Origin of the sequence: Sorlinia euscelidii (assembly GCF_036452135.1) — a bacterium.
Classification (GTDB): Bacteria; Pseudomonadota; Alphaproteobacteria; order Acetobacterales; family Acetobacteraceae; genus Sorlinia; species Sorlinia euscelidii.
This window is the reverse complement of sequence record NZ_JAWJZZ010000001.1, coordinates 303,692-327,281: the sequence shown is the minus strand read 5'-3', so window position 1 is coordinate 327,281 and position 23,590 is coordinate 303,692. Positions and strand designations below refer to the sequence as shown.

Below are 23,590 nucleotides of genomic sequence, written 5' to 3'. Positions count from 1 at the left end.
ATGGATAAGTTTGAGTTAAGGAGGCGCCTATGGCGACGTTTCTACACACCATGATTCGCGTGCGCGCGCTTGATCGCAGCGTGGATTTTTACAAAGCTCTCGGTATGAAAGAGACCCGCCGACGCGATGTGCCGGATGGACGTTACACGCTGGTCTATCTAGGTTACGGCGATGGGCCGGAGGTTGAGCTCACCCATAATTGGGACCAGGCGGAGGCTTATGATCTCGGCAATGGTTTTGGACATCTGGCCGTTGGGGTCGACAATATCCATGCTGTCGTGGACAGATTGCGCAATGCGGGCATCAAAGTGACGCGTGAGCCAGGACCGGTGAAATTCGGCACAACCGTCATCGCTTTTGTTGAAGATCCGGACGGCTACAAAGTTGAACTGATCGAGACGAAGCCCGGTCAACCTTTCTGAGGGTGTGAGGCGCGGAGATGAGTCAGGGCGGCCTCGATGGCGTCAATGATCATCACGGCGCTTTTCCTGACTTGGGGGTCGGTATGGCCGGTAAGGGAGTCAGCTGCGAGGACCGCCGTCGCGAGCGCATTTTTAATGTCGTGCCGCGTGTGATCATCGCTCATTTTTGCCTCCTGTCTCCGGCCGGGCATGTGCATTTGGATTGACACGAGCCCCGGCGCACCGTAAAACCCGCTCCATCTTTACAGGGTCTCGCGCAGGCCTGATGGTTGAGTGATGGACTTAAACGGTTGCCTCTGGCAACTTTTTTGTTGAGGGATCAAGTTTATGAAGCGTACTTTCCAGCCATCTCGGCTCGTTCGTAAGCGTCGTCATGGCTTCCGGGCGCGCATGGCGACGGTCGGTGGGCGGCGTGTCATCAATAACCGCCGTGCCAAGGGCCGTAAAAAACTCTCCGCCTGAAGGTCAGGTTTTGACCGCGCGGCCTGCACATCGCCTCAAAAAGAGGTCGGCATTTCTGCGTGTCGCGCGGGAGGGGCGCAAGGCGGCCACGCGCAGCCTTGTGATGCAGTCGCTTGAGACTGACGCCAATTCCGGTCTCCGATCCGGTTTTACGGCCACAAAAAAAATCGGCAATGCGGTGGCGCGCAATCGCACAAAGCGCCGTTTAAAGGAAGCTTTGAGGTTGACAACGGCTGAAGCCACCTGCCGACCGGCCGATATCGTTGTGATCGGTCGCGCCGCAACCCGGCAATTACCTTTCAGCCAGATCCTGCGCGATATGCGCGACGCTTTGAGGAAGCTGGATGTCCTTCCCTAGCCAAGTCAGATTCCGGCCTGGGACTTTGGTCATCAAAGGGCTTGTCGCCTTCATCAAATTCTATCAATACGCCATAAGTCCTTCTCTTGGTGCAAATTGCCGATTCGAGCCAAGTTGCAGCGTCTATGCGCGCACAGCTCTGGAGCGTCATGGCTTGCAAAAAGGGATTATTCTCGCTGTAGGACGTATTTTACGGTGTAATCGCTTGTGCCGGGGTGGATATGATCCGGTTCCGGAGGTAAAGAAGGGCTCAGCCTGACCGCCGGACCTCCGCGTGGGTGGCTGCATATTCTCGTGGCGCGACGCGTTTCTGCTCTCGCCTTGTTTTGACATGGAAGACCGGCGTCGGGTTTATGGAAATTAAGCGCACCCTCATTGCTCTGGCTCTGGCCGCGGCTGTTCTGTTCGGCTTCGATTATTTCGTGCCGAAACCCGCGGATAAAACGCCGCCTGCCGCGACCAAAATGGTCGATGCAAAGGGCGGGGACAAGGCTTCCGAAGGGGCGCAGCGTGCGACGGGGGTTTCCGCGCCTGCGGTCGCGCCCTCAGGGCCAGCGCGCCGCGTCACTTTCACGTCTCCCGCTATGACAGGGTCCGTCAGCCTGCGCGGGGCGCGGATTGATGACGTGTCACTGACGCAATATCGCGAGACGCTCGATAAAAACAGCCCGCATGTGCGGCTGCTTGAATCGGCTGACGGGAAACGCCCGGGCTTCATCGAAATTGGCTGGCGCCAGGCGTCGGGCGAGGCCCTGAAACTCCCGAACGCGCAGACGGAATGGACCGGGGACTCATCACGTCTCGACCCGGATCACCCTCTGACCCTGCGCTGGGATAATGGTGCCGGACTGATTTTTTCCATCAAGATCTCGCTCAGTCGCAAATATCTCTTTTCCATCGCGCAGACGGTTGAAAATAATACGGGTCACGCCGTTTCTGTCGTGCCTTTTACCCGGACGGAGCGTGACTACAAGCCTGATGATGAGGGGAGCTTCATCGTCCATGAAGGGCCGATTGCCGTTGTGAATGACCGCCTCAATGAGGGTTCGTACAGAGATATGCGGAAAGGGGTGGAGAACCCCGATCACGTGGCATGGGCGGCTGATAGTCATGGTGGCTGGGCAGGCATTACAGATAAATACTGGCTGACCGCCGCGATCCCGGATCAGAAGGACGATGTCGCGGTGCGATATCAGTTCCAGGGCGAGGAAGAGGGCGGAGAATATGCCGTTGACGTCGCCGCCGCACGTCCTGTCATGATCGCGCCACATCAGAGTAACCTTCGCAGCAGCGCGGTTTTCGTCGGTGCGAAGGAAGTGACGCTTCTGGATGATTACACCAACCAGCTTCACATCCCTTATTTCTACAAGGCGGTGGATTTCGGTTGGTTTGCTTTCCTGACCCGGCCCATGTTCCATGTACTGCACTGGCTTTTCGGCCTGGTTGGTAATTTCGGCATTGCGCTGTTGATTATGACTCTGATCATCAAGGTCATTCTTTACCCGCTTGCGACCAAGTCTTTTGCCTCCATGGCACGGATGCGGGTTTTGGCGCCCAAAATTCAGGCCATCCGCGAAAGCTCAAAAGATGATCAGATGGCAATGAATCAGAAGATCATGACGCTTTACAAGGAAGAGGGCGTTAATCCGGCCGGGGGCTGCCTGCCGCTTCTTGTTCAGGCACCTGTGGCATTCTGTCTGTATAAAGTGCTCAACATCACGATCGAGATGCGCCATGCGCCGTTTTTTGGCTGGGTGCGTGACCTGTCAGCGCCTGACCCGACAAATATCTTCAATCTCTTCGGGCTGATTCCATTCAACCCGACAATGATTACGCCCATGCTGCAAGTCGGGATCTGGCCCCTGCTTTTCGGCATCACCATCTGGCTGATGCAGAAGCAGAGCACGGTCACGATGGACCCGACGCAGCAACGCGTGATGCAGTTCATGCCCGTGCTTTACACGTTTCTCCTTGGGCGTCTCTCCGCCGGGATCGTCATTTATTATACCTGGAACAATATTCTGAGTTACTTCCAGCAACGGATTATCCAGGCGCGCGTCGATGCGGCGGCGAAACGTGGCAAGCGCGTAAAGACCGGAAAAAAATGACTCAGAAAGACCCTGCGACGTTTTCAGACGCGGAGGTTGAGCGCGGTCGCCTCCTCTTCGCCAAACCGTGCGACTTTTATTTCGCAACTCAAAAATTAGACATGTTGCCCCCGGTGGGTGGGCCTGAAGTTGCATTCGCCGGGCGGTCCAATGTTGGTAAATCCAGTCTGATCAACGCGTTGACAGGGCGGAACCGCCTCGCACGCGCCTCGTCAGAACCAGGCCGCACGAAGCAATTGAATTTCTTTAATCTTGGTGGCGACGTCTCTCTTGTCGATATGCCCGGATATGGCTACGCGAAAGCCTCGAAGCAGGTGAAGGAAGACTGGCAGGGGCTGATGTTCGCCTATCTTCGCGGCCGCCCCAGCCTCAACCGTGTCTTTTTGCTGCTTGACGCACGGATTGAACTGAAAAAAGCCGATCAGGAGGCGATGACGCTACTGGATCACGCTGCCGTGGTTTATCAACTTGTCCTGACCAAATGCGACCAGGTTAAGCCGGCAGTTCTTGCAGCTAAGCGGCGCGAGGTGGATGAGACGATCCGCAAACATCCGGCAGCTTATCCGTTCAGCATCTGGACGAGTAGTGAGACTGGCTCTGGCATTCCCCTGCTACGGGCCGAGGTGGCGCGTCTTATCGACGCACCCGCCGCCCGTCACATTGTTTAACAAGGTTACGTTATGGACGATCACACCGATAAATCATCTGACGCCGATCTTTATCGGGATGAGCAGCGCCAAGCGACGCTTCTCACAAGCGCCCTGCCTTATTTGCGGCGTTACGTTGGGGATACAATTGTCGTTAAATATGGCGGCAGCGCCATGGGCAGCATGCAGTTATCGAGTGCTTTCGGCCGTGATATCGCTTTGCTCAAACTGGTCGGCATCAACCCGATTGTGGTCCATGGCGGGGGTCCGCAGATCAGCGCCATGCTGGATAAACTGAAACTCCCGTCACGCTTCATTGATGGTCTGCGTGTCACGGATAAAGAGAGCATCGACATCGTTGAAATGGTGCTCTGCGGCAGCGTCAATAAGCAGGTCGCGGAACTGATCAATCGCGCCGGTGCCCTGGCAGTGGGGATCTCAGGTAAAGATGGTGGCCTCATCAAGGCGCGCAAATTAACGCAGCGCAAGCATGTCTTGGGGACAGACGACGCGAAACCCGATTACGGTTTTGTGGGTGAACCGGCAGAGATCGACCCCCGCGTTCTTTTCTCCCTTCTCGGTGCGGGCCTGACGCCGGTTATCGCGCCAATTGGTTATGGTGAAAAAGGGGAGACCTTCAACATTAATGCGGACACGGTGGCCGGTGCCGTCGCCGGAAGCGTCAATGCGTCCCGCCTGCTGATGTTGACAGACGTGCCGGGCGTGATGGATGAATCCGGGCATCTCATCCCCGAACTTACCGCCAGTGAGGCGCAAGCGCGGATCAAAAACGGAACGATATCCGGCGGTATGATCCCGAAAGTCGAAACCTGTCTGGAGGCGGTGCGCGCCGGCGCTGATGCGGCGGTCATTCTGGATGGACGCGTTCCCCATGCCTGTCTTCTGGAGCTGTTCACGCGGAAAGGTTCCGGCACATTGATCAAAGTGGATGCTGATTAAGCATTTTCGTGAAAGAATGACCAGCAGGAGCGTGAGGACGCCGTTTTATAAAGCGCCAGACATGCACGCTCAAGAAACGTCTCCAAAGTGTCAACGCTGTGCGCCTCACGCGTGACCAGCCCGATTTTAAGGGCGAGGGTCGAGGCAAGCGGCGTCGCATAATCCCGGCGGGAGCAGAGATCTTCCGCCCTTTCCGCGGCGGCGAAGCGATCCGCACCATCGAGCATGATCAGAAAAGTCTGTGAATCAAGCTGGCCGATGAGGTCAGTCGGTCGAACCGTCATTTTGAGACGTTCGGAAATCTGCGTCATCACCGCTTTGAGTTGCTCAACCGGGATTGTGGAGAGATTTTCAATGCGGATCGCCATGAAGGTTGCCGGGGCATTGTCAAAATCGAGCCGCGCCATGCGGCGCTCTGCTTCCGTCTGGAATAACTCCCATTTCGGGAGATGACTCAGCAGGTCATAAGGAAGATTTTCCAGAAGTTTCCGGTAGGTTAGATCAACTTCCAACAACGCGGCGGCCGTGGTGAGGAAGGCGTCAATATCCGCAATGTGGTCTTCCCAGATATTGCGCCGCTCACTGACATGCGCGATGATGCCGATCTCTCCGAGGTAACGCACGCGCGACAGATGGCGATATTCGCTGTCCATCACCGTCGACTCATCAATCGGGATCGGCGAGGTGGAAGTCGCTTTACCGTTTGACCAATGACGCAGGCTGTACCATTGGCGCTCCGCCCCGTCATGCTCATCGACAAGAGGCCCTGAGGAAATCAGATCGGCTTCCATCGGGCCGAGACGATCACATACGACGTCGAAAGCTTCACCCAATCCGCGGGCAATCGAAGGCCCGGCCCTTAAACGCGAAACAAACTCGAAACTGCACCGGCATGTCTTGCCAACGCAGAGAGCGGTTTGATTCTCGGCACTACGGCGCTTGAACCAGGCATTACTCAGAAATGACGGTGATCGCACGTTGCTCTCATAAGGCTTTGCAGGGAGGTTGTTTTACGGACAAAAGATTGGCCGCTCGGAGCCATTTATCAAGCCCCGAAGTGATACTTTGTTTTGCAGGCTGAAGTGTCCCGGCGTCAAGGTTAATGCTGTTGCAAAGATTTTAAATGCGTTTCAATGTTCATCATCCGCAGGTAAAAAGGGCGGCGCGTCACGGTGACTTTTATGGGGTTTGGTCCGTTGGCGTACCCGATATTTATATCATCGTTGCATAAGGTCCCCGGTTGCGCTCAGACTATTGCGCGCAACGTGCAGCCCGCGAAAGAATAAGACGCGCAAAACGGGTCGAAGCCGCAAAATTCGTTTTCTTTCGCAGATTTTCTCATGGCAGGGAAAGGCACCGGAAATAATTTAAGCTTGCCTTGATGACCATCCCCCGGACATACAGGGGCGGCGGTCATGAGGCCGCTTTTCAGCCAGTGAATGAGTCTGGCATTAATAAGTTGGAACACCCTCATGCAGCTTACAAAAGTGCAATCCCACATTGACGACCTATGGAATCGCCGTGACACACTCAATGCCAGGACCGGCGGCGAGGACCGTCATGTGGTGGAAAATGTGCTCGCTGCGCTTGACCAGGGTCAGTTACGTGTCGCTGAAAAATCCGGGCAAGGCTGGACCATTCATGAGTGGCTTAAAAAAGCGGTCCTTCTCTCCTTCAGGCTCAATGACAGTCAGCCGGTCGCGCAGGCTTGTGGCGGGGTGGACGGGTTCGACAAGGTGCCTCTTAAATTTGCCGGTTGGGAGAAGAGCCATTTTGACCGCGCCGGTTTCCGGGCGGTGCCGGGTGCGATTGTGCGGCGCTCCGCTTACATCGCGCCAGGCGTGGTGCTGATGCCAAGCTTCGTGAATGTGGGTGCGTATGTTGATACGGGCACGATGGTCGATACGTGGGCCACTGTGGGCTCCTGCGCGCAAATTGGTAAAAACGTCCATATCAGCGGCGGGCCGGGATTGGCGGCGTGCTGGAGCCACTCCAGGCCGCGCCAGTGATCATTGAAGATCATTGCTTCATCGGTGCCCGATCAGAGGTGGCGGAAGGCGTCATCGTCGAGGAAGGCGCTGTCCTGTCCATGGGCGTGTTTCTAAGTGCCTCAACGAAAATCGTTGATCGGGAAACGGGAGAGGTCTTCATGGGGCGCGTCCCGGCTTACTCTGTCGTCGTGCCGGGCACGCTGCCGCCCAAAACACCGGGGGGGCCGTCTCTCGCCTGCGCGGTCATCGTCAAGCGGGTCGATGCCCGCACGCGTGCGAAAACCTCAATCAACGAGTTGTTGAGAGACTGAGCCATGGAGGTGCCGGTCCTTGAACTCGCGCAGGCTCTGTTGAAATGCCCCTCCGTCACACCGGCGGATGCGGGCGCCCTTACATATCTCGCGGATGTTCTCGCGAGGTTGGGGTTTGAGATATGGCACCTTCCCTTCGGCCCGGAGGGGGCGCAGACCCCCAATCTTTTCGCGCGACGGGGCCAGGCCGGGCCGCATCTCTGTTTCGCGGGCATACGGATGTCGTGCCGCCGGGGGAGGGCTGGCGCCACCCACCCTTCGCGGCCACGATTGAAGGGGATGTGCTTTATGGTCGCGGCGCGAGTGACATGAAAGGCGCTATCGCGGCCTTTACCAGTGCGGTCTCAACTATTCTGCACACGCGTGAGCTTCGTGGCTCAGTCAGTTTTCTGATCACGGGTGATGAAGAGGGGCGGCGCAGCACGGCACGCGGGACGTGTTGGCGTGGATGAAGGCGGAAGGTCACATCCCGGATTTCTGCCTGGTGGGCGAGCCCACCAACCCGGAAAAAATCGGCGAGACCATCAAGATTGGTCGCCGGGGAAGCCTGAATGCGACGGTCACTATCCGGGGCGTTCAGGGCCATGTCGCTTACCCCCATCGCGCGGATAATCCGATTCACCGGCTGGTCGCTCTGACCCATGCGCTCCGGTCCCGCACGCTTGACGCGGGGAATGCGTGGTTCCAACCCTCATCACTGCAGATCACCAACATTGAAGTCGGCAATGACGCGACGAACATCATCCCTGGCCAGGCAGCAGTGCGGCTGAATATTCGTTTTAATAACCTCCACCGCGGTACGGAACTGGCGCAATGGATTGAAGAAACGACGCGGGACTATGCGCCGGACGCTTCGATTGATGTCGCGATCAGTGGCGAAGCATTCCTGACAGAGCCGAACCATTATGTTGAGAGCCTCGCCCGTTCCGTTGAAGCCGTGACGGGACGGCGTCCCCGAATGGACACGTCCGGTGGCACGTCTGATGCCCGGTTTATCGCATCTTATTGCCCGACGGCGGAGTTTGGCCTGGTCGGTGCCACGATGCACAAAGTCGACGAGGCGGTGCATCTGGGTGACCTTGACGCGTTGCGGGACATATATCGTACTTTCATTCAGGATTTCGGGCTTTGATCAGGCTTCACCCATCTTCTCCAAAAGGTGACATCACGTGAAATTTGACTCAACCATGCGGCAGAACTTTGAGCAGGGCCTGAACGGGTTATTGCGCATGGATGGTGGGGCCTATGCCTATTTCGCGGGCACACGGCTTGCGGTGTTCAGTGCGTTGATCGCCGTCGTCTTCCTCTCTGAACTCGTCTTCCTCTGCCTCTCCCTTCTGGCGCCGCAATTGCGCGCGGACCCTTGGAGCTATCCGCGCGTCGCTCTCGGGGAGGTCTGCCAATATCTCGTGATCATCACCATTATTCAGGCGGCGGCGGAGCGTTGGGGGCGTGAGGCGCTCTGGCCGCGCTGCGCGACAGCGATCCTTTCCGCCACGGCACTGACTAATCTTTTCCTGATTTTCGGCGTCCTTGCTGGCAGCGCGCTGATACTGATCCTCATGGATGATGCATCCCAGGCCAGAAGAGCGTTGTCCGGCGTGCCGGTCATGCTTTCAATCTATCTGATCATCGTGATGTGCCGCGTCCTGCGCGCAGGGTTAAAAATTCAGTGGCGTCAGGTTGCGGCGATCATGGTGCTCAGTCTTGTCGCCAGTGTGTTCGTGGTGCAGGTGGGGACACGGCTCAACCATAATCTTCCTGCCCGATCGCTGTGGCTGGACCCTGCCAAACCGAAGGCGCCTTGAAACAGCGTGGCGCGTCATATTTCGCAGGTTCAAAAAAGTTTTTCCGGGTAATCCACCCGGATCAGGCACAGCCCTTCAGGCGGGGCGGTGGGGCCGGCCTGGGTTCTGTCCCGAGCGTGAAGCACATCGCGCAAATGCGCTGCGGACCATTTGCCCCGTCCCACCAAAGCCAAAGAACCCGCAAAATTCCGCACTTGATGATGGAGGAAGGAGCGCGCTTGCACCTCTATAACAATATAATCATCTGAACGGGTGATGGTCATCTCATCCAAAGTTCTCACTGGCCCGCTCGCCTGACAGGATGCCGCCCGGAATGATGAGAAATCATGTCGTCCGATCAGAAAGCGTGAGGCTTCCCGCATGACGTGGTCATCAAGGGGATGTTTGACATGCCAGACACGGTGAGCATCCAATATGGGACGCGTTGCCCGGTTGAGGATCGTGTAACGATAGCGCCGCCCGATGGCCGAAAATCGTGCATGCCAGTCCGCTGGTGCCAGACGGGCCATTCTGACGCCGATCAGATGGGGCTTCAGGTGGAAATTCAGACCGTCACGAAGTTGGTGGGCGGAGACGGCGCGCGTCTCGGGCGCGTCGAGCTGCACGACCATACCCGATGCGTGCACCCCAGCATCTGTCCGCCCTGACGTCGCCGTCATCACGGATGCGCCGCCAAAAAATGCCGCGCCAGCCTCTTCGAGACAGGTCTGAATAGAGGGCCCATTTTCCTGTCGTTGCCAGCCGACAAACCCCGTCCCGTCAAATTCGAGGAGAAGCGCCCAACGGGTGTAACCCGCCTCGGGGTGGTTATTCAACGCAGCTTCCCCGCGGCACCGACCACCCTCTCAGGAAGGCGTCCCGCGCAAGCATGGCTTTCCCCGGCCTTTGAATATGGGTCAGCCGTAAGGCGTCCCGCCCGCATTTGATCGTCAACGCGTCATCAAGGACGGTTCCGGGTCGCGCAGATGAAGCGCCCTTTATGATTTCAGCCCCGCCGATTTTGAGGACAATATCCTGATAGGTCGTGAAGGAAGCGGGCCATGGCGTCAGGGCGCGAATGTGACGTTCCAGCGTCCCGGCGGGGAGGGACCAGTCAATCCGGCCCGTCTCCCGCGTCAGACGGGCGGCATAGGTCGCGCCTTGTTCAGATTGCGGTGTGGCCCGCAAGGGCGCGCGCAACGTATCGATAAGCAGCTGCGCACCGAGATCCGACAATTTGTCGTGCAATGTCGCCCCAGTCTCATCCGAAGCGATGGGGATGCGCGCCGTCGACAGGACAGGGCCTGTGTCCAACCCCGCATCCATTTGCATGATGGAGATACCGGTCTGCGGATCGCCCGCCATGATGGCGGCCTGAATTGGCGCCGCGCCGCGCCATCGCGGCAGGAGACTGGCATGCACATTGATGCAGCCGAGGCGCGGCGCAGTAAGAAAGGCGGGGGGAAGAATGATCCCGTAAGCGACGACAATCGCGGCGTCCGCTCTCACATCGCTGAATATTTCAAGTTCTTCAGCATTGTCACGAAGCTTAGACGGCGTCCTGACCACGAGGTTCGCCGTTTCAGCGGCCTGATGCACCGGCGAAATCTGCAATTTTTTGCCGCGTCCCGACGGGCGGGGCGGCTGAGTATAAACCGCGACAATCTCATGACCGGCCGTCTGAAGCGCGTCCAGAACCGGGACGGAGAAAGCGGGCGTGCCCATGAAGATGAGGCGCATGATTACTTCCCGCGCTGCTCTTTCGCCAGTTTTCTCATCAGCATATTGCGTTTCAACTTTGAAAGATGATCTACGAAAAGAATGCCATCAAGATGATCGATCTCATGCTGGATGCAGATGGCGAGGAGTCCATCCGTTTCCAGCTCTTCATCCTCTCCATCAAGGTTCTGATATTTTACTGTAATGCGCGCCGGTCGGATAACCTCCGCATATTGATTAGGGACGGAGAGGCAGCCTTCCTCTGTCGCAGCTTCCTCATCTGAGAAGGAGGTGATTTCCGGGTTGATAAAGACACGGGGGCGCCTTACGTCATTTTCGGCAATGTCGATAATCATGAAGCGCAGCCCGATCCCCACTTGCGGCGCGGCGAGGCCGATCCCCGGTGCACGATACATGGCCGCGAACATACCGGGCAAGGCAGCACGAATTTGCGGCATGTCCGACGCCTGGACGCGCGCGGCCTTGCGTGAAAGGACAGGGTGCGGTGCAACCAGGATCGGCGTTGGCGTGACTGAGTCGAGATCGTTCAAGAATGAGAGAGCTTCCATAGCGCGCTCCTACCGAAATTTCGGCGTCGCGCCAACGATTTTCGTCGTCGCCATGACACCGAAGCGAAAGTTAAAACGGGAACGGGGTGGTTGAAGTTGTCAGTTTGAGTCGCATATGTGATAAAATGACCCTTATTCAACCGTCTGACGCCACTCGGGTCAGGACGGTTTGTCTCGCTCAATGAGGAGGCTTGCTTTGTCAGGACGCTTATTCACTTCCCCGACATTTCTCGGGTTCGATTATCTGGAGCAGATGCTGGAGCGTGCTGCGAAAACCGTTTCAGATGGTTACCCACCTTATAATATTGAGCAGCTTGACCAGAAAACGCTGCGCGTGACTCTGGCCGTTGCCGGGTTCGCCATGACGGATCTCCAGATCACACAGGAAGATAACCAACTTGTGATCAGAGGCCGACAGAATGACGACTCGCAGGGGCGCGCTTTTATCCATCGCGGTATTGCAGCGCGGCAATTTCAGAAATCTTTTGTGCTTGCCGACAATATAGAAGTTGGGGATGCGTGGCTGGATAACGGGTTGCTTCACATTGATTTGCATCGCCCTCAGCCTGAAGTTCGCGTTAAGCAGATAGAAATTTCGGACGGCAAACGCAGCGCGCGTGCTATGGCTAATACGGAGATCGAGCTGCCTCGACCCAGGCGCCCGCGCGGAACTCCCGCCCCTGGCGACAATTAAAACCTGAAGGGGTTTCGCCCCCGCTTAGTGTCTTCATACTGAAAGGACGCTTGAATATGGCCAGAACATCCTCCGCTTCGGACGCGCCTTATCCCGCCGGAGCGACATCGGACCTTCGGACCATCTCCAATCTGGAACTGCTTGAACTTGGCATGAAACAGGTTGCCTATGTCAGGGAAGTCGTCTTTGAAGGTGAGGCCGCTTTCGCGATTCATGCGGCTGACGGTACGCCCATGGCCTTGGCTGAGGACCATGATAGCGCCGTTGAAGCGATTATCGATAATGAGTTGACGCCGACCTGGCTTCACTGAGGTGATTCGTCGATACGCGGATGAGCCTCGCCTGAGTGGTGCAGTGCGCCATGGGGGCCTCGTCTATCTGGCGGGGCAGGTCGCGGATGACACCTCGCTTGATGCGGAGGGGCAGACCCGCGACATCCTGACGCAGATTGATCATCTACTTGCGGAAACCGGGTCGGACAAACGTCATCTGCTGTCCGTGCAGATCTTTCTCATGGATATCAAGGATATCGACGCCATGAACAGGGCGTGGGATGCGTGGATTGATGCGGGTTGCAAGCCGGCCCGCGCAACGGTTGAAGCGCGCCTGGCGGACCCGGCATGGCGTGTCGAGATCACGGCGATCGCGGCCTGCCGCCCGGACGCGCGCGACGCGTAAGGAACGGCTGGGGGCGGGAAACAGGACCGACGCTGCCTGGAGCGCTTCCGCGCGTTTGGCGCGAGACAGCCTGCGAGGCGCGTTTAGAGCGAGAAATTCTCGCCAAGATAAACGCGGCGCACATCCTCATTTGCGACGATGGCTTCCGGCACGCCTTCCATCAAAACCTGGCCGCTATGCATAATATAGGCGCGGTCAATGACTTCCAGCGTCTCACGCACATTATGGTCCGTGATCAGCACGCCAATCCCGCGATCTTTGAGGTGAGACACGAGATCACGTATCTCGCCCACCGCAATCGGGTCAATCCCCGCAAGCGGCTCATCCAGCAAAATATAATTCGGTTGGCTGGCGAGGGCGCGGGCGATCTCAAGCCGACGACGTTCACCTCCGGACAGGGCAAGGGAAGGCGCATGACGCAGATGCGAAATGCCGAACTCACCAAGGAGACCATCCAGCATCGCATGGCGACGGTCATAATCCGACTCCACGACTTCCAATGCTGCAAGGATATTCTGCTCGACATTCAGCCCGCGGAAGATGCTGGCCTCTTGCGGCAGATAGCCAATGCCCAGACGCGCCCGACGATACATGGGCAGGCCGGTAATATCGGCGCCATCAAGGGTGATGGTGCCGGTATCAGGCTGGACGAGGCCGACAATCATATAGAAACTTGTCGTTTTGCCTGCGCCATTCGGGCCGAGCAGACCGACAGCCTCGCCCCGCTGCACCTGAAGTGAGACATCTTTCACGACTTGGCGCTTTTTATATTTTTTACCGATGCCATGGGCAATCAGACCTGACGAAATCGCGGGATTATCCACGATTTCATGCAAAGCGATGGTCTCGTTCATTTTGTAGGCCCTGATCTGGTGCTGTTGGTCTGGTTCGGGATGACAAGGCCCTCAATACGCTGTCCCGGTGCCGGGTTCATGATCGCGACACCTGTTTTGACATTCACGATCGCTGATTGCCCGTTATTCTGGTTCTGCCCACTTGTGACGTGGACGCTCCCGATCAGCCGGGCCAGTTCCGTATCGAAAACGTAAACGCCTCGGTCCCCGGTTGCTGTTTCCGTCGGAGTGCGGATGATGACGTTGCCCCACGCATAAGCGCGGTCAAGCTTTCCGGCTTTCGCGTCGGATTGTCCTTCTGGCTGCGGTGCCGTTTTGTGGCGCGCCGCTTCCGGCGTGTCGGGCTTTCCGAATGCAACGAGGATGTCGGCCCTGATCCTTTTTCCGTCATTGGTCGTCACCGTGGCGTCGCCGCGTCCGACCGACATTTTATTTGTGGTGTGATATTCAATGACGTCACGCGCGGTCATGACGGTGGTCGGCGTCGTCATTTTCAGGTTTTTCCCGGTCATGACCAATGTTGCCTGATCGACATCGTAAAGCGCCTTGTCGCCCCAGGCTTGATCAGTCGGGGAATATATATGAACGTGCCCGATCGCCTCCATACGGTAAAGCTCCATCGAGCCGCCCATGGCATCATCCCCATTGGCGGCGCTGGTCTGGGGCGCATTTCCCGACTGGTTCTGTGCCGATTGAGGCGTTGTCTTCTTACGCAGAAATCCGATGAGCTGATCCGCATCAATTGTGGCATCGCCGCGCACAGCCCGCGCGCGATCGAGAAAAGTGATCGTCTGGGAGTCGTGATCATAAGTCTGGGGACCGGCTGAGCTGATGGTAATTTGCTCCCCGTGGGATTTATCAATCGTGTCGGCCCGGGCATCGACCACGCCATAGAGTGAGATGCATGTCATTAGGGCGAAGGATCGCGTCAGACGGCAGGTCATGGACTGGAAGTTTCATCCTTTCGACGTGTCGGGAGCGTGTCGTTCTGGTCATTATTACGAACGATGCGCTCCGGCCCGGTAAATTCAAGCAATCCGGCGTGCTGGTCCAGAAAATAGCCCTGCGCGTCAAGCTTGCCAAACGGGCCCTCCGCATGTGCCCAGTCTGAAGATGCGATGATCCCGGCATGGAGGTCAAGATCTGCGGTCGGGCTGTTCATCAACGTCCCATCATCACGATAGAGCACGACGTGGCCGCGCAGGTTCAAAGTCTGCTCGTGCTGCATGTAAACGCCGCTATCAGCACGGATCTGCGCCCATCCGCCGCTTGTCAAATGCAGGTCCGCCACCGGGTCCACAAGGTCGATGCGATCCTGATCCCGCTGGTTGGCGAATTTTGCGGTGATCATGTAAGGCCGGTTGCTGTTATCGAGCCCCCGATAAACCGCGTCCTCCAGCGTGCCATTCTGCACGCGCATCTCTTCCATTTCTTTCAGGACGGCCTGATTGACATTGACCCAGCGCGCCACTTCCGGCCAGACGGCGATAGACCCCAGCATCAGAATGGCCACGCATGGCAGCACCCACTTCGCCATATCAAGCCGCTTGCGCCTTGTATGTAGGGAGGCTTTGGTGGGCAGATTTCGCGGTCGCTCTTTCTGATGGTCGAGCAGGGCGCGGCGGTGGGCCGCCTGCGCTTCACTGTCGCGTTGGAAATCATCCCGTCGCGGTGGCGGTGTGCGTGGCGTCTCGCTCATGGAACCGTGACGCGAAGGAGGTCATGAAGATGGACGATACCGAGAGGGCACCCTGACTCATCCAGGATGAAAACGCTGGAAACAGGGCGTGCACGCTCCGTCATGAGTTGAAGCACCTCTTGCGCCAGGCGCGAGGGTTCCGTTGTCAGGGGTGAGACATTCATAATGTCACGCGCTGTGCGCGTTTTGAGGTCGCCAGATAAGGCGGGTCGCAAATCGCCATCGCTGATCAGGCCGATCAGGCGTCGCCGGTCATCAATGATGCCAATACATCCGAATGTCTTGCGCGTCATCTCCACAATAACTTCGGTGAGGGCCATATCCGGCCGGCCCAAAGGCATGGCTGCGCCCGAGTGCATCAATTGTGAAATGGGTCGCAGCGCCGTGCCCAATTTGCCGCCAGGGTGAAATGCGCCGAAATCATGGGCGGAGAATTGCCGCTTTTGTAGTAAGGAGACCGCCAGCGCATCGCCCAGAGCCAGTTGCATGAGTGTGCTCGTGGTGGGGGCCAGGCCCATCGGGCAGGCCTCCGCGGCCATGGGGAGAAGCAGAAGCACGCGGCTGGCGCGCGCCAACGTACTTTGCGCATGGCCCGTCATCGCGATGACTGTCAGGTTATTGCGGATAGCGTGCTCAATAACAGCGAGAAGCTCCCCCGTTTCACCGGAATAGGAGATGAGGAGGAGGACATCGTCCTGACGCACCATGCCAAGATCGCCATGGGCGGCTTCCGCTGGATGCAGAAAGAGCGAAGGCGTGCCCGTCGAGGCCAGTGTGGCTTGAATCTTGCGGCCGACATGCCCTGATTTTCCGATGCCGGAAACAACCAGACGGCCCCGCATCGACAGAATGAGTTGCGTGGCCTCGGTGAAGGCGTTTTGAAACGTCGCGTCGCAGGTGAGGGCCTCCCGCAGACGCGCAAGCCCGACGCTTTCCGCGTCGATTGCGTCAATCGCAGATTGGAGAACACTCATAAGCCGGTCCTTGCCGTCAAAACGCGTAAAGCCTCAAATCGAGATGAGTTGGTCATGCTGACTGATCAATGAGTCATGTCCCGACCACTCTAACGCATCAGACGACGAAACAACACCGCGTTCACGCGCGGTGGGAGAATATGTCAGGGTCCGTGTAACCTAAAATGTCCAGCTTCGCCCGTGTCGGCAGGAAATCAAAACAGGCCTGGGCAAGCGCCATGCGGTTTTCCCGCTCCAGAAGGGTCTTGAGCCTGGCCCATAATGCGTGAAGATACAGGACATCGGAGGCTGCGTAATTCAATTGATCACTATTGAGAATCTCGGCGCCCCAATCGGAGGTCTGCTGTTGCTTCAGTAACTCAATGCCCAAAAGCTCCCGGCATAAATGGGCCAGGCCGTGCCGATCGGTGAAAGTGCGTACGAGACGCGCGGCGATTTTGGTGCAGATGACAGGCGTGACCTCAATTTTGAGGGCATGTTGCAGGAGGGCGACGTCAAAACGCGCAAAATGCATGAGCTTCGTCGTTTGCGGGTTTGTCAGCAGCGCTTTGAGATTGGGGCAATCCGCGTAGCTTCCATCGGGCCGGGGCGGTCTGATCTGCACCAGATGCGCCGTGCCATCACCGGCGGAAAGCTGCACAAGGCAAAGCCGGTCCCGATGCGGGTTGAGCCCCATGGCTTCCGTGTCGATCGCGACAATATCGCCGAAATCAAGGCCGGATGGCAGGTCTCCATCATGGAGGAGAGGTTGGGCTTGCGGGCTGGAAGCCATCGGCAATCGTCCTTCATCCGGCCCGGTCCGGGCGGTGACGGCAAAATGTCGCTCACACCGTCAGGCATTTTTAAAGAAAACTGGTGCCCAGAAGAAGACTCGAACTTCCACGTCCTTGCGGACACAGGTACCTGAAACCTGCGCGTCTACCAATTCCGCCATCTGGGCACGGAACCTGTCATGCATCTCAGCGACACATGCAGTTGGTTTGCAAGCGTTTAAACGCCTCTCAGCCTGGCGTCAATATGGTGTTTTGTGTGCTTCGCGCCTTATTGCGGCAGTGGGCGGGGACGGAAGGCGCATGACACAAGATGGTGCGCGACGAAATGTCACATATGAGACCTAATTTTATATGAAAAAAACTTTCGGACCGAGGCACAGAAATTAAAAACGGCAATTAGGTCAACATGAATGACTTATATTATCGATCTGTTTCCTCTATGCCGCGATATGGGCGCATTCCCCTTCATTCAGCGCCTGTTTCTTGCATGGGTGTATAGCGGCGCGCGTGGGTCCACCCACCATTTCGGCAAGCGCTTCACCCATTGCTTCGGGAGAGAGGTTGGCGATGGTCGAGCGGATGCTTCAATTTGTTTCTGTCCCACAGGAAATGCCGCAGAAGCGTGATGCTGACGCACGCCGACACGATTTTGCAGAAATCTATAAAGGCTTTGCACTCAAGCAGGCTGAGCGTCAGGCCGGTCGGTGCTCTCAATGTGGCGTGCCCTTCTGTTCCGTGCATTGTCCCTTGGGGAACAACATCCCGGATTGGCTGAAGCTGACGGCAGAGGGGCGTTTGGAGGAAGCTTATGCGGTTGCCGCTGCGACAAACAGCTTCCCGGAAATCTGCGGCCGCGTCTGCCCGCAGGACCGCCTTTGTGAAGGTAATTGCGTCATCCAGAAGGGCTTTGAGAGCGTCACGATTGGCGCTGTCGAAAAATTCGTGACGGAAAATGCCTTTGCCGAAGGGTGGGTCAAGCCGCGTCTGCCGCGCGATGAATTGGCGCAATCTGTCGCCATTATCGGCGCCGGTCCCGCAGGGCTCGCGGCCGCGGAACGGCTTCGGGCGCGCGGCTATCAGGTCCATGTTTATGACCGGCATGACCGTGTCGGGGGGTTGCTCGTCTATGGTATCCCCAGCTTCAAGCTTGAAAAACACATTATTGCGCGGCGTCATGACCTGCTCGTCCGGCAGGGCGTGACGTTTCATCTCAATACGGAGATCGGGGAAGGTGAGGGGCGCATCAGCTTTGCGGCGCTGCGAGACCAATATGATGCTGTTTTCATCGCGACGGGTGTTTATCAATCCCGGGATATTGCGCTCCCTGGCGCAGCGCGCGCTGGCGTCATTCAGGCTTTGGCCTACCTCACGGAGTCAAATAAACGCGGTTATCATGAGGTTTCGGACGCGGAGACCGCCCTCCATGCCCGGGATCGCCGCGTCGTCTTGATTGGCGGCGGCGATACGGCCATGGATTGCGTGCGCACGGCGATTCGCCAGGGTGCCGCTTCCGTGACCTGCCTTTATCGACGGGATCGTGAAAATATGCCCGGCTCAGCGCAGGAAGTGCGGAATGCGGAGGAGGAGGGCGTCACTTTCTCCTGGCTCACCACGCCAGTTGAGTTTGTAGGTGCAAAGCAGATTGAGGCGATCAAGGTTCAAGCCATGCGCCTGGGTGGAATCGGCCCGACAGGTCGTCGGGATGTTGAGCCCGTGCTCGGCGATGTCCGGCAAATTCCGGCTGATCTCGTCATATTGGCGCTGGGTTTTGAGCCGGAAGACCTGCGCGCTGATTGGCGCGTGCCTGAATTGGGTGTGACACACTGGGGCACGGTGCAGACCCGCCCCGGGCAGTATGAGACAAACCTTGAAGGCGTGTTTGCTGGTGGGGATATTGTGCGCGGCGCTTCCCTTGTCGTCTGGGCCATACGTGACGGGCAGGAGGCCGCTGACGCTATGCATGCTTATCTCAAGGCGCGTGGCGCAGCCGAACCATGCGCAGCGACGCCCGTGATGAAAAAGCGCCGGGTGGGGGAATAGAACATGTCAGAAAATAACTTCGTCGCGGCATGGCAAAATAACGTCGCTGCCCTAAAAAATCTTTATGACCCCGCGCAGGAAAAGGATGCGTGTGGCGTCGGCCTTATCGCCGCATTGGACGGAAAGCCTCGCCGCGATGTGGTTGAGGCGGGCATTGAGGCGTTGAGGGCTCTCTGGCATCGCGGTGCTGTGGATGCGGATGGCAAGACAGGTGACGGCGCGGGCATTCATATTGAGATTCCGCAGAATTTTTTCCGGGATGTGATTCATTATAGCGGTGCGGGGACGGAAGATGCCCGGCTCGCTGTCGGTATGATCTTCCTGCCGAAAACGGATCTCACCGCGCAGGAGGCCGGGCGCGCGATCATTGAGAGTGAAGTGCTCAATTTCGGTCACGGCATTTACGGCTGGCGTCAAGTGCCCATCGACACAAAATGCATCGGGGAAAAAGCTAATGCGACCCGGCCGGAAATTGAGCAGATCATCATCCGCAACGCGCTCGGCCGTTCGGAAGATGAATTTGAGCGTGACCTTTACGTCATCCGGCGTCGTATTGAAAAAGCTGCTTCCGCCAGTCAGATCGACGTCTATGTCTGCTCCCTTTCCTGTCGGTCCGTCATTTATAAAGGCATGTTTCTGGCGGAAAATCTAACGGATTTTTATCCGGACCTCCTTCATCCGCAATTTGTCTCGCGCTTCGCCATTTACCATCAGCGTTATTCAACCAACACATTCCCGACCTGGAAGCTCGCCCAGCCTTTCCGGCGAATTGCCCATAATGGTGAAATCAACACCCTTTCCGGCAATGTTAATTGGATGCGCAGCCACGAAACCCGCCTGGCTCATCCGGATTTCGACGCGTATATGGGGGATATCAAACCGGTCATTCAGGCTGCCGGCTCCGACACGGCGATGCTTGATAATGTGTTTGAGCTTCTCGCACTCGCCGGGCGGCCGGCGCCGCTCGTCAAAACTTTGCTTGTCCCCGCATCTTTAAGCCACGCCTCCGGGCTGTCGAAAGATGAGCGCGCGCTGTTTCATTATCATAATGCGGTAATGGAGCCATGGGACGGCCCGGCCGCGCTTTGCGCCACGGATGGCCGCTGGGTGATTGCAGGGCTGGACCGTGCCGGTCTGCGACCCCTGCGTTACACAATGACGTCGGACGGATTGCTGATTATCGGGTCAGAAACCGGGATGGTGCATGTTGAAGATGCGCGCGTCACCGCAAAGGGGCGGCTAGGCCCGGGTGAGACGTTGGGTTTCAACCTTGATAAAGCGCAGCTTTATATGCCCGATGACATGCTGCGCCACCTTGCGGCACAAAAGCCGTTTGCCGCCTGGACAGCGCGGACACGCAACATCAAGGCCATCGTGCGGGGTGACGTCGCAGAACCCGTGACCCTTGATGATGACGCCCTCATGCGGCGACAACTCGCCATGAGCCTGACTTATGAAGATCTGGAGATGATCCTCCATCCGATGATCGAGAATGCGTCCGAAGCCATCGGCTCCATGGGGGATGACGCCCCGCTGCAGGTGTTGTCAAAGACCTATCGCGGCCTGGCCCATTATTTCCGTCAGGGTTTCAGCCAGGTCACAAACCCACCCATCGACTCGCTGCGTGAACTGAACGTGATGAGTCTGGCCACGCGCCTCGGCAATCTGGGCAATATTCTCGACCAGTCGCCAGACCAGTGCGACATGTTGCTTCTGCCGAGTCCCGTCCTGACAAATGGGGAGTTCGAAGCGCTGCGGCAGTTCTGCGGGCGTGAAGCGCAGATGATTGACTGCACCTTCCCGCTTGAAGAGGGGGAAGCGGGTTTGAAACAGGCGATCACCCGCATCCGGCGTGAGGCGGAGGAAAGCGTGCGCGGTGGGTGCACCCATCTCTTTTTATCTGATGAGAAACAGGATGCATCCCGCGTCGCGATCCCGATGATTCTGGCGACGGCATCGGTGCATATTCATCTGGTGCGGCAATCCTTGCGGACATTCACGTCGCTTAATGTCCGGTCATCCGATGTGCTTGATGTGCATGGCATGGCGGTGACAATTGGCGTGGGCGCGACGTCGGTCAATCCGTTCCTCGCGCAGGAGGCCATCGCCAACCGCCTCAAACGCGGCCTTTTCGGTGCCTTGAGCCTACGGGACGCGGTGGAACGTTATCGCAAGGCGCTGGATAAGGGCCTTCTGAAAATCATGTCGAAATCCGGCATTTCCATCGTGGCGAGTTACCGTGGTGGCTATAATTTTGAGGCCGTCGGTCTGTCACGTGCTTTTGTCGCGGAGTTCTTCCCCGGTATGCCTTCGCGTATCTCAGGGATCGGCCTGCCGGGACTGGCGCGCAACGTCATCACGGCCCATCGCGCAGCCTGGGGGGAGGATGTCCAGGCGCTTCCCATTGGCGGGCTTTACAAGCTGCGCCGCAAGGGTGAAGTCCATGCGTTCAACGGGCAATTGATCCATATGCTGCAAAGCGCGGTGAGTAGCGAGAATTTCGCGCTCTATCAGCGTTATGCGGACGCTGTGCGCCAGCAACCGCCCGTCGCATTACGGGATCTCCTCGATTTCCGCAAAACCCGTCAGCCCATCCCGGTTGATCAGGTAGAAAGCATCACGAAAATCCGCCGTCGCCTCGTTGCGCCGGGGATTTCCCTCGGGGCGCTGAGCCCGGAAGCGCATGAGACGCTGGCAATCGCCATGAATCGTATCGGCGCCAAATCTGATTCCGGTGAGGGCGGCGAGGATCCTGCGCGTTTTCGCCCGCGGGAAAACGGGGATAATCCGAGTTCAGCCATCAAGCAGGTGGCGTCCGGGCGCTTCGGCGTTACGGCGGAATATCTCAATAGCTGCCGGGAAATTGAAATTAAGGTCGCGCAGGGCGCCAAACCGGGTGAGGGCGGCCAGTTGCCGGGCTTCAAGGTGACGGCGCTTATCGCGCGCCTGCGTCATGCGACACAAGGCGTCACGCTGATCTCACCCCCGCCGCATCACGATATCTACTCGATTGAGGACCTCGCACAGCTTATTTACGACCTTAAGCAAATCAATCCCGACGCTACTGTCACCGTCAAACTCGTCGCACGGAGCGGGATCGGCACAATCGCGGCGGGGGTCGCGAAGGCCAAGGCGGATGCGATCATGATTTCGGGTCACAGTGGGGGGACAGGGGCCAGCCCGCAATCCTCCATCAAACATGCGGGCCTCCCGTGGGAGATGGGGTTGAGTGAGGCGCATCAGGTGCTGATGCTCAACCGGCTGCGCCATCGTATCGTCCTGCGCACGGATGGCGGGATCAAAACCGGGCGGGATGTCGTGATCGCCGCCATGCTCGGTGCGGAGGAATTCGGGATCGGCACGGCGGCATTGGTCGCCATGGGGTGCATTATGGTGCGCCAGTGTCACTCCAATACCTGTCCCGTCGGGGTGTGTGTGCAGGATGAAAAGCTGCGCGCCAAATTTGAGGGTACGCCGGAAAAAGTCATCAACCTCTTCTCCTTCATCGCGGAGGATGTCCGGAATATCCTGGCCGAGCTCGGTTATAAGAGGCTGGAAGATGTGATCGGACGGACGGACCTTTTGCGTCAGGTCTCACGCGGTGCGGATTATCTGGATGATCTCGACTTGAATTCCCTCCTTGTTCAGGCTGATCCGGGGCCCTATGCACGTTATTGCACGCGTGAGGGCCGCAACCCGGTGCCGGACGCGCTGGACATGCAGGTCATCGCGGACGCCAAGCCCTTTTTCGACCATCGTGAAAAACTGCAACTGCATTACACTGTGCAGAATACGGACCGCGCCATCGGCACGCGCATCTCATCGATGATCACCCGGCGGTACGGCATGGATGCCCTGCCGGATGATCATCTGACCCTGCGGCTGCGTGGCGCGGCGGGGCAGTCGCTCGGGGCTTTTGCTGTCAAAGGCCTCAAGCTTGATGTTGTCGGTGATGCGAATGATTATGTCGGGAAGGGTCTCTCCGGCGGCACAATCGTCGTCCGTCCGCCTCCGACAGCGCATTGGCGATCACAGGAAAACGCGATCATCGGCAATACGGTGCTGTATGGCGCGACGTCAGGTGCGCTCTTCGCAGCGGGGCAGGCGGGTGAGCGCTTCGCGGTCCGCAATTCCGGCGCGCTCAGCGTCATTGAAGGTTGTGGGGCGAATGCGTGCGAATATATGACAGGCGGGGAAGTCGTCATTCTCGGGCAGACAGGCGCGAATTTCGGCGCTGGCTTCACCGGGGGCATGGCTTTTGTGCTGGATGTCGAAGGGCGGTTTGAGGAGAAGCTGAACCGCGAAACCCTCTTATGGAGTCGCGTCATTGACCCGCAGTGGCGGGCGCGGCTGCGGCACCTTGTTGAGCGTCATGTCTCGGAAACGCGCAGTGCCTATGCGCAGGAGATCTTGCATCGATGGGAGGATCATCTCCCGCGTTTCTGGATGATTGTGCCGCAGGATTATGCGCGGACGATCGGTTTTTCGGTGGCGGAAACAGCAGAAAGCCTGCGCGCCTGATGCGGCCGGTATCGGCCGCAAGT

General features: G+C 57.8%; 23 protein-coding genes, 1 tRNA gene and 2 pseudogenes. 15 read left to right on the top strand and 11 right to left on the bottom strand.

What is annotated here, in order from left to right:
* The first annotated feature begins 29 nt into the window (after positions 1-29).
* Complete coding sequence (gene gloA / locus CGLAMM_RS01595) at positions 30-422, top strand: lactoylglutathione lyase (RefSeq protein ID WP_394819626.1); 393 nt, start codon at positions 30-32, stop codon at positions 420-422.
* On the opposite strand, the gene CGLAMM_RS01590 is transcribed toward gloA, so the two are convergent.
* Positions 410-586, bottom strand: a complete 177-nt coding sequence (locus CGLAMM_RS01590; RefSeq protein WP_394819627.1) for a hypothetical protein — start codon at positions 584-586, stop codon at positions 410-412. The two genes, gloA and CGLAMM_RS01590, sit on opposite strands and share 13 nt — an antisense overlap.
* Positions 587-749: 163 nt before the next feature.
* Here CGLAMM_RS01590 and rpmH point away from each other — a divergent pair, with 163 nt between their 5' ends.
* The 6 genes from rpmH to argB all read left to right on the top strand — a co-directional run bounded on the left by rpmH (position 750) and on the right by argB (position 4,957).
* On the top strand, positions 750-884 hold the full coding sequence (gene rpmH / locus CGLAMM_RS01585) for a 50S ribosomal protein L34 (protein ID WP_319806056.1): 135 nt from the start codon (positions 750-752) through the stop codon (positions 882-884).
* Between the two features lie 10 nt (positions 885-894).
* Positions 895-1,242, top strand: coding sequence for a ribonuclease P protein component (rnpA, locus tag CGLAMM_RS01580; RefSeq protein ID WP_394819628.1), 348 nt, complete (start codon positions 895-897; stop codon positions 1,240-1,242).
* On the top strand, positions 1,229-1,501 hold the full coding sequence (yidD, locus tag CGLAMM_RS01575; RefSeq protein ID WP_394819629.1) for a membrane protein insertion efficiency factor YidD: 273 nt from the start codon (positions 1,229-1,231) through the stop codon (positions 1,499-1,501). Before rnpA ends, yidD begins: the two co-directional genes overlap by 14 nt.
* 94 nt (positions 1,502-1,595) lie before the next feature.
* A complete protein-coding gene (gene yidC / locus CGLAMM_RS01570) occupies positions 1,596-3,350 on the top strand; it encodes a membrane protein insertase YidC (RefSeq protein WP_418115271.1) in 1,755 nt (584 codons plus the stop codon).
* Complete coding sequence (yihA, locus tag CGLAMM_RS01565) at positions 3,347-4,018, top strand: ribosome biogenesis GTP-binding protein YihA/YsxC (protein ID WP_394819631.1); 672 nt, start codon at positions 3,347-3,349, stop codon at positions 4,016-4,018. The genes yidC and yihA overlap by 4 nt, the downstream gene beginning before the upstream one ends.
* A gap of 12 nt (positions 4,019-4,030) precedes the next feature.
* On the top strand, positions 4,031-4,957 hold the full coding sequence (gene argB, locus CGLAMM_RS01560; RefSeq protein WP_394819632.1) for an acetylglutamate kinase: 927 nt from the start codon (positions 4,031-4,033) through the stop codon (positions 4,955-4,957).
* Here argB and CGLAMM_RS01555 read toward each other — a convergent pair.
* Positions 4,954-5,934, bottom strand: a complete 981-nt coding sequence (locus CGLAMM_RS01555) for a GGDEF domain-containing protein (RefSeq protein WP_394819633.1) — start codon at positions 5,932-5,934, stop codon at positions 4,954-4,956. The two genes, argB and CGLAMM_RS01555, sit on opposite strands and share 4 nt — an antisense overlap.
* A 495-nt stretch (positions 5,935-6,429) precedes the next feature.
* Between CGLAMM_RS01555 and dapD the strand changes: the two are divergent.
* The 3 genes and pseudogenes from dapD (at position 6,430) to CGLAMM_RS01540 (ending at position 9,067) form a co-directional block, all read left to right on the top strand.
* Positions 6,430-7,259: pseudogene (gene dapD / locus CGLAMM_RS01550) on the top strand (2,3,4,5-tetrahydropyridine-2,6-dicarboxylate N-succinyltransferase).
* A gap of 122 nt (positions 7,260-7,381) precedes the next feature.
* Positions 7,382-8,391, top strand: a pseudogene (gene dapE, locus CGLAMM_RS01545) (succinyl-diaminopimelate desuccinylase).
* A 37-nt stretch (positions 8,392-8,428) separates the two neighbouring features.
* On the top strand, positions 8,429-9,067 hold the full coding sequence (locus CGLAMM_RS01540; RefSeq protein WP_394819636.1) for a hypothetical protein: 639 nt from the start codon (positions 8,429-8,431) through the stop codon (positions 9,065-9,067).
* A gap of 29 nt (positions 9,068-9,096) precedes the next feature.
* Here CGLAMM_RS01540 and truA read toward each other — a convergent pair whose 3' ends face one another.
* Genes truA through def form a run of 3 tightly spaced genes read right to left on the bottom strand, consistent with a single transcriptional unit; the run spans position 9,097 to position 11,334 of the window.
* Positions 9,097-9,882: a tRNA pseudouridine(38-40) synthase TruA gene (gene truA / locus CGLAMM_RS01535; RefSeq protein WP_394819637.1), complete on the bottom strand. Its 786-nt coding sequence runs from the start codon at positions 9,880-9,882 to the stop codon at positions 9,097-9,099.
* Entirely contained in the window at positions 9,875-10,786 is a 912-nt protein-coding gene (fmt, locus tag CGLAMM_RS01530) for a methionyl-tRNA formyltransferase (RefSeq protein ID WP_418115270.1), read from the bottom strand. Before fmt ends, truA begins: the two co-directional genes overlap by 8 nt.
* A 2-nt stretch (positions 10,787-10,788) precedes the next feature.
* Positions 10,789-11,334 carry a peptide deformylase gene (gene def / locus CGLAMM_RS01525; protein ID WP_394819638.1) on the bottom strand — a complete coding sequence of 182 codons (546 nt, stop codon included), beginning with the start codon at positions 11,332-11,334 and terminating at the stop codon, positions 10,789-10,791.
* 196 nt (positions 11,335-11,530) lie between these two features.
* On the opposite strand from def, the gene CGLAMM_RS01520 reads away from it, so the two are divergent.
* Genes CGLAMM_RS01520 through CGLAMM_RS01510 form a run of 3 tightly spaced genes read left to right on the top strand, consistent with a single transcriptional unit; the run spans position 11,531 to position 12,706 of the window.
* Positions 11,531-12,028 carry an Hsp20 family protein gene (locus tag CGLAMM_RS01520; RefSeq protein WP_394819639.1) on the top strand — a complete coding sequence of 166 codons (498 nt, stop codon included), beginning with the start codon at positions 11,531-11,533 and terminating at the stop codon, positions 12,026-12,028.
* A gap of 56 nt (positions 12,029-12,084) precedes the next feature.
* Positions 12,085-12,339 (top strand): DUF1150 family protein, encoded by a 255-nt coding sequence (locus CGLAMM_RS01515; protein WP_319807774.1) that lies wholly within the window; start codon positions 12,085-12,087, stop codon positions 12,337-12,339.
* Between the two features lies 1 nt (position 12,340).
* Positions 12,341-12,706 carry a RidA family protein gene (locus tag CGLAMM_RS01510; protein ID WP_394819640.1) on the top strand — a complete coding sequence of 122 codons (366 nt, stop codon included), beginning with the start codon at positions 12,341-12,343 and terminating at the stop codon, positions 12,704-12,706.
* An 83-nt stretch (positions 12,707-12,789) separates the two neighbouring features.
* Here the strand turns inward: CGLAMM_RS01510 and lptB are convergent, their stop codons facing one another.
* From lptB to CGLAMM_RS01480, 6 genes are all read right to left on the bottom strand, one after another.
* Positions 12,790-13,560 (bottom strand): LPS export ABC transporter ATP-binding protein, encoded by a 771-nt coding sequence (lptB, locus tag CGLAMM_RS01505; RefSeq protein ID WP_394819641.1) that lies wholly within the window; start codon positions 13,558-13,560, stop codon positions 12,790-12,792.
* Positions 13,557-14,504 (bottom strand): LptA/OstA family protein, encoded by a 948-nt coding sequence (locus tag CGLAMM_RS01500; protein ID WP_394819642.1) that lies wholly within the window; start codon positions 14,502-14,504, stop codon positions 13,557-13,559. Before CGLAMM_RS01500 ends, lptB begins: the two co-directional genes overlap by 4 nt.
* Positions 14,501-15,259, bottom strand: a complete 759-nt coding sequence (lptC, locus tag CGLAMM_RS01495; RefSeq protein WP_394819643.1) for an LPS export ABC transporter periplasmic protein LptC — start codon at positions 15,257-15,259, stop codon at positions 14,501-14,503. Before lptC ends, CGLAMM_RS01500 begins: the two co-directional genes overlap by 4 nt.
* The gene (locus CGLAMM_RS01490) at positions 15,256-16,233 is read right to left on the bottom strand and encodes a KpsF/GutQ family sugar-phosphate isomerase (protein ID WP_394819644.1); all 978 of its coding nucleotides are present in this window, start codon (positions 16,231-16,233) and stop codon (positions 15,256-15,258) included. Before CGLAMM_RS01490 ends, lptC begins: the two co-directional genes overlap by 4 nt.
* A gap of 121 nt (positions 16,234-16,354) precedes the next feature.
* Positions 16,355-17,005 (bottom strand): ribonuclease D, encoded by a 651-nt coding sequence (locus CGLAMM_RS01485; RefSeq protein WP_394819645.1) that lies wholly within the window; start codon positions 17,003-17,005, stop codon positions 16,355-16,357.
* Positions 17,006-17,086: 81 nt separating this feature from the next.
* Positions 17,087-17,173 (bottom strand) — tRNA-Leu (locus CGLAMM_RS01480).
* Positions 17,174-17,573: 400 nt separating this feature from the next.
* Between CGLAMM_RS01480 and CGLAMM_RS01475 the strand changes: the two genes are divergently transcribed.
* Positions 17,574-19,046 (top strand): NAD(P)-dependent oxidoreductase, encoded by a 1,473-nt coding sequence (locus tag CGLAMM_RS01475; protein WP_394819743.1) that lies wholly within the window; start codon positions 17,574-17,576, stop codon positions 19,044-19,046.
* 3 nt (positions 19,047-19,049) lie between these two features.
* The gene (gene gltB, locus CGLAMM_RS01470) at positions 19,050-23,567 is read left to right on the top strand and encodes a glutamate synthase large subunit (protein ID WP_394819646.1); all 4,518 of its coding nucleotides are present in this window, start codon (positions 19,050-19,052) and stop codon (positions 23,565-23,567) included.
* Positions 23,568-23,590: the final 23 nt, after the last annotated feature.

Bases quoted from the DNA above. Each gene is read 5' to 3' on its own strand.
- gloA (WP_394819626.1), top strand. From the start codon at position 30: ATGGCGACGTTTCTACACACCATGATTCGCGTGCGCGCGCTTGATCGC.
- CGLAMM_RS01590 (WP_394819627.1), bottom strand. From the start codon at position 586: ATGAGCGATGATCACACGCGGCACGACATTAAAAATGCGCTCGCGACG.
- rpmH (WP_319806056.1), top strand. From the start codon at position 750: ATGAAGCGTACTTTCCAGCCATCTCGGCTCGTTCGTAAGCGTCGTCAT.
- yidD (WP_394819629.1), top strand. From the start codon at position 1,229: ATGTCCTTCCCTAGCCAAGTCAGATTCCGGCCTGGGACTTTGGTCATC.
- yidC (WP_418115271.1), top strand. From the start codon at position 1,596: ATGGAAATTAAGCGCACCCTCATTGCTCTGGCTCTGGCCGCGGCTGTT.
- yihA (WP_394819631.1), top strand. From the start codon at position 3,347: ATGACTCAGAAAGACCCTGCGACGTTTTCAGACGCGGAGGTTGAGCGC.
- argB (WP_394819632.1), top strand. From the start codon at position 4,031: ATGGACGATCACACCGATAAATCATCTGACGCCGATCTTTATCGGGAT.
- fmt (WP_418115270.1), bottom strand. From the start codon at position 10,786: ATGCGCCTCATCTTCATGGGCACGCCCGCTTTCTCCGTCCCGGTTCTG.
- def (WP_394819638.1), bottom strand. From the start codon at position 11,334: ATGGAAGCTCTCTCATTCTTGAACGATCTCGACTCAGTCACGCCAACG.
- CGLAMM_RS01515 (WP_319807774.1), top strand. From the start codon at position 12,085: ATGGCCAGAACATCCTCCGCTTCGGACGCGCCTTATCCCGCCGGAGCG.
- lptB (WP_394819641.1), bottom strand. From the start codon at position 13,560: ATGAACGAGACCATCGCTTTGCATGAAATCGTGGATAATCCCGCGATT.
- CGLAMM_RS01500 (WP_394819642.1), bottom strand. From the start codon at position 14,504: ATGACCTGCCGTCTGACGCGATCCTTCGCCCTAATGACATGCATCTCA.
- lptC (WP_394819643.1), bottom strand. From the start codon at position 15,259: ATGAGCGAGACGCCACGCACACCGCCACCGCGACGGGATGATTTCCAA.
- CGLAMM_RS01490 (WP_394819644.1), bottom strand. From the start codon at position 16,233: ATGAGTGTTCTCCAATCTGCGATTGACGCAATCGACGCGGAAAGCGTC.
- CGLAMM_RS01485 (WP_394819645.1), bottom strand. From the start codon at position 17,005: ATGGCTTCCAGCCCGCAAGCCCAACCTCTCCTCCATGATGGAGACCTG.
- CGLAMM_RS01475 (WP_394819743.1), top strand. From the start codon at position 17,574: ATGGTCGAGCGGATGCTTCAATTTGTTTCTGTCCCACAGGAAATGCCG.
- gltB (WP_394819646.1), top strand. From the start codon at position 19,050: ATGTCAGAAAATAACTTCGTCGCGGCATGGCAAAATAACGTCGCTGCC.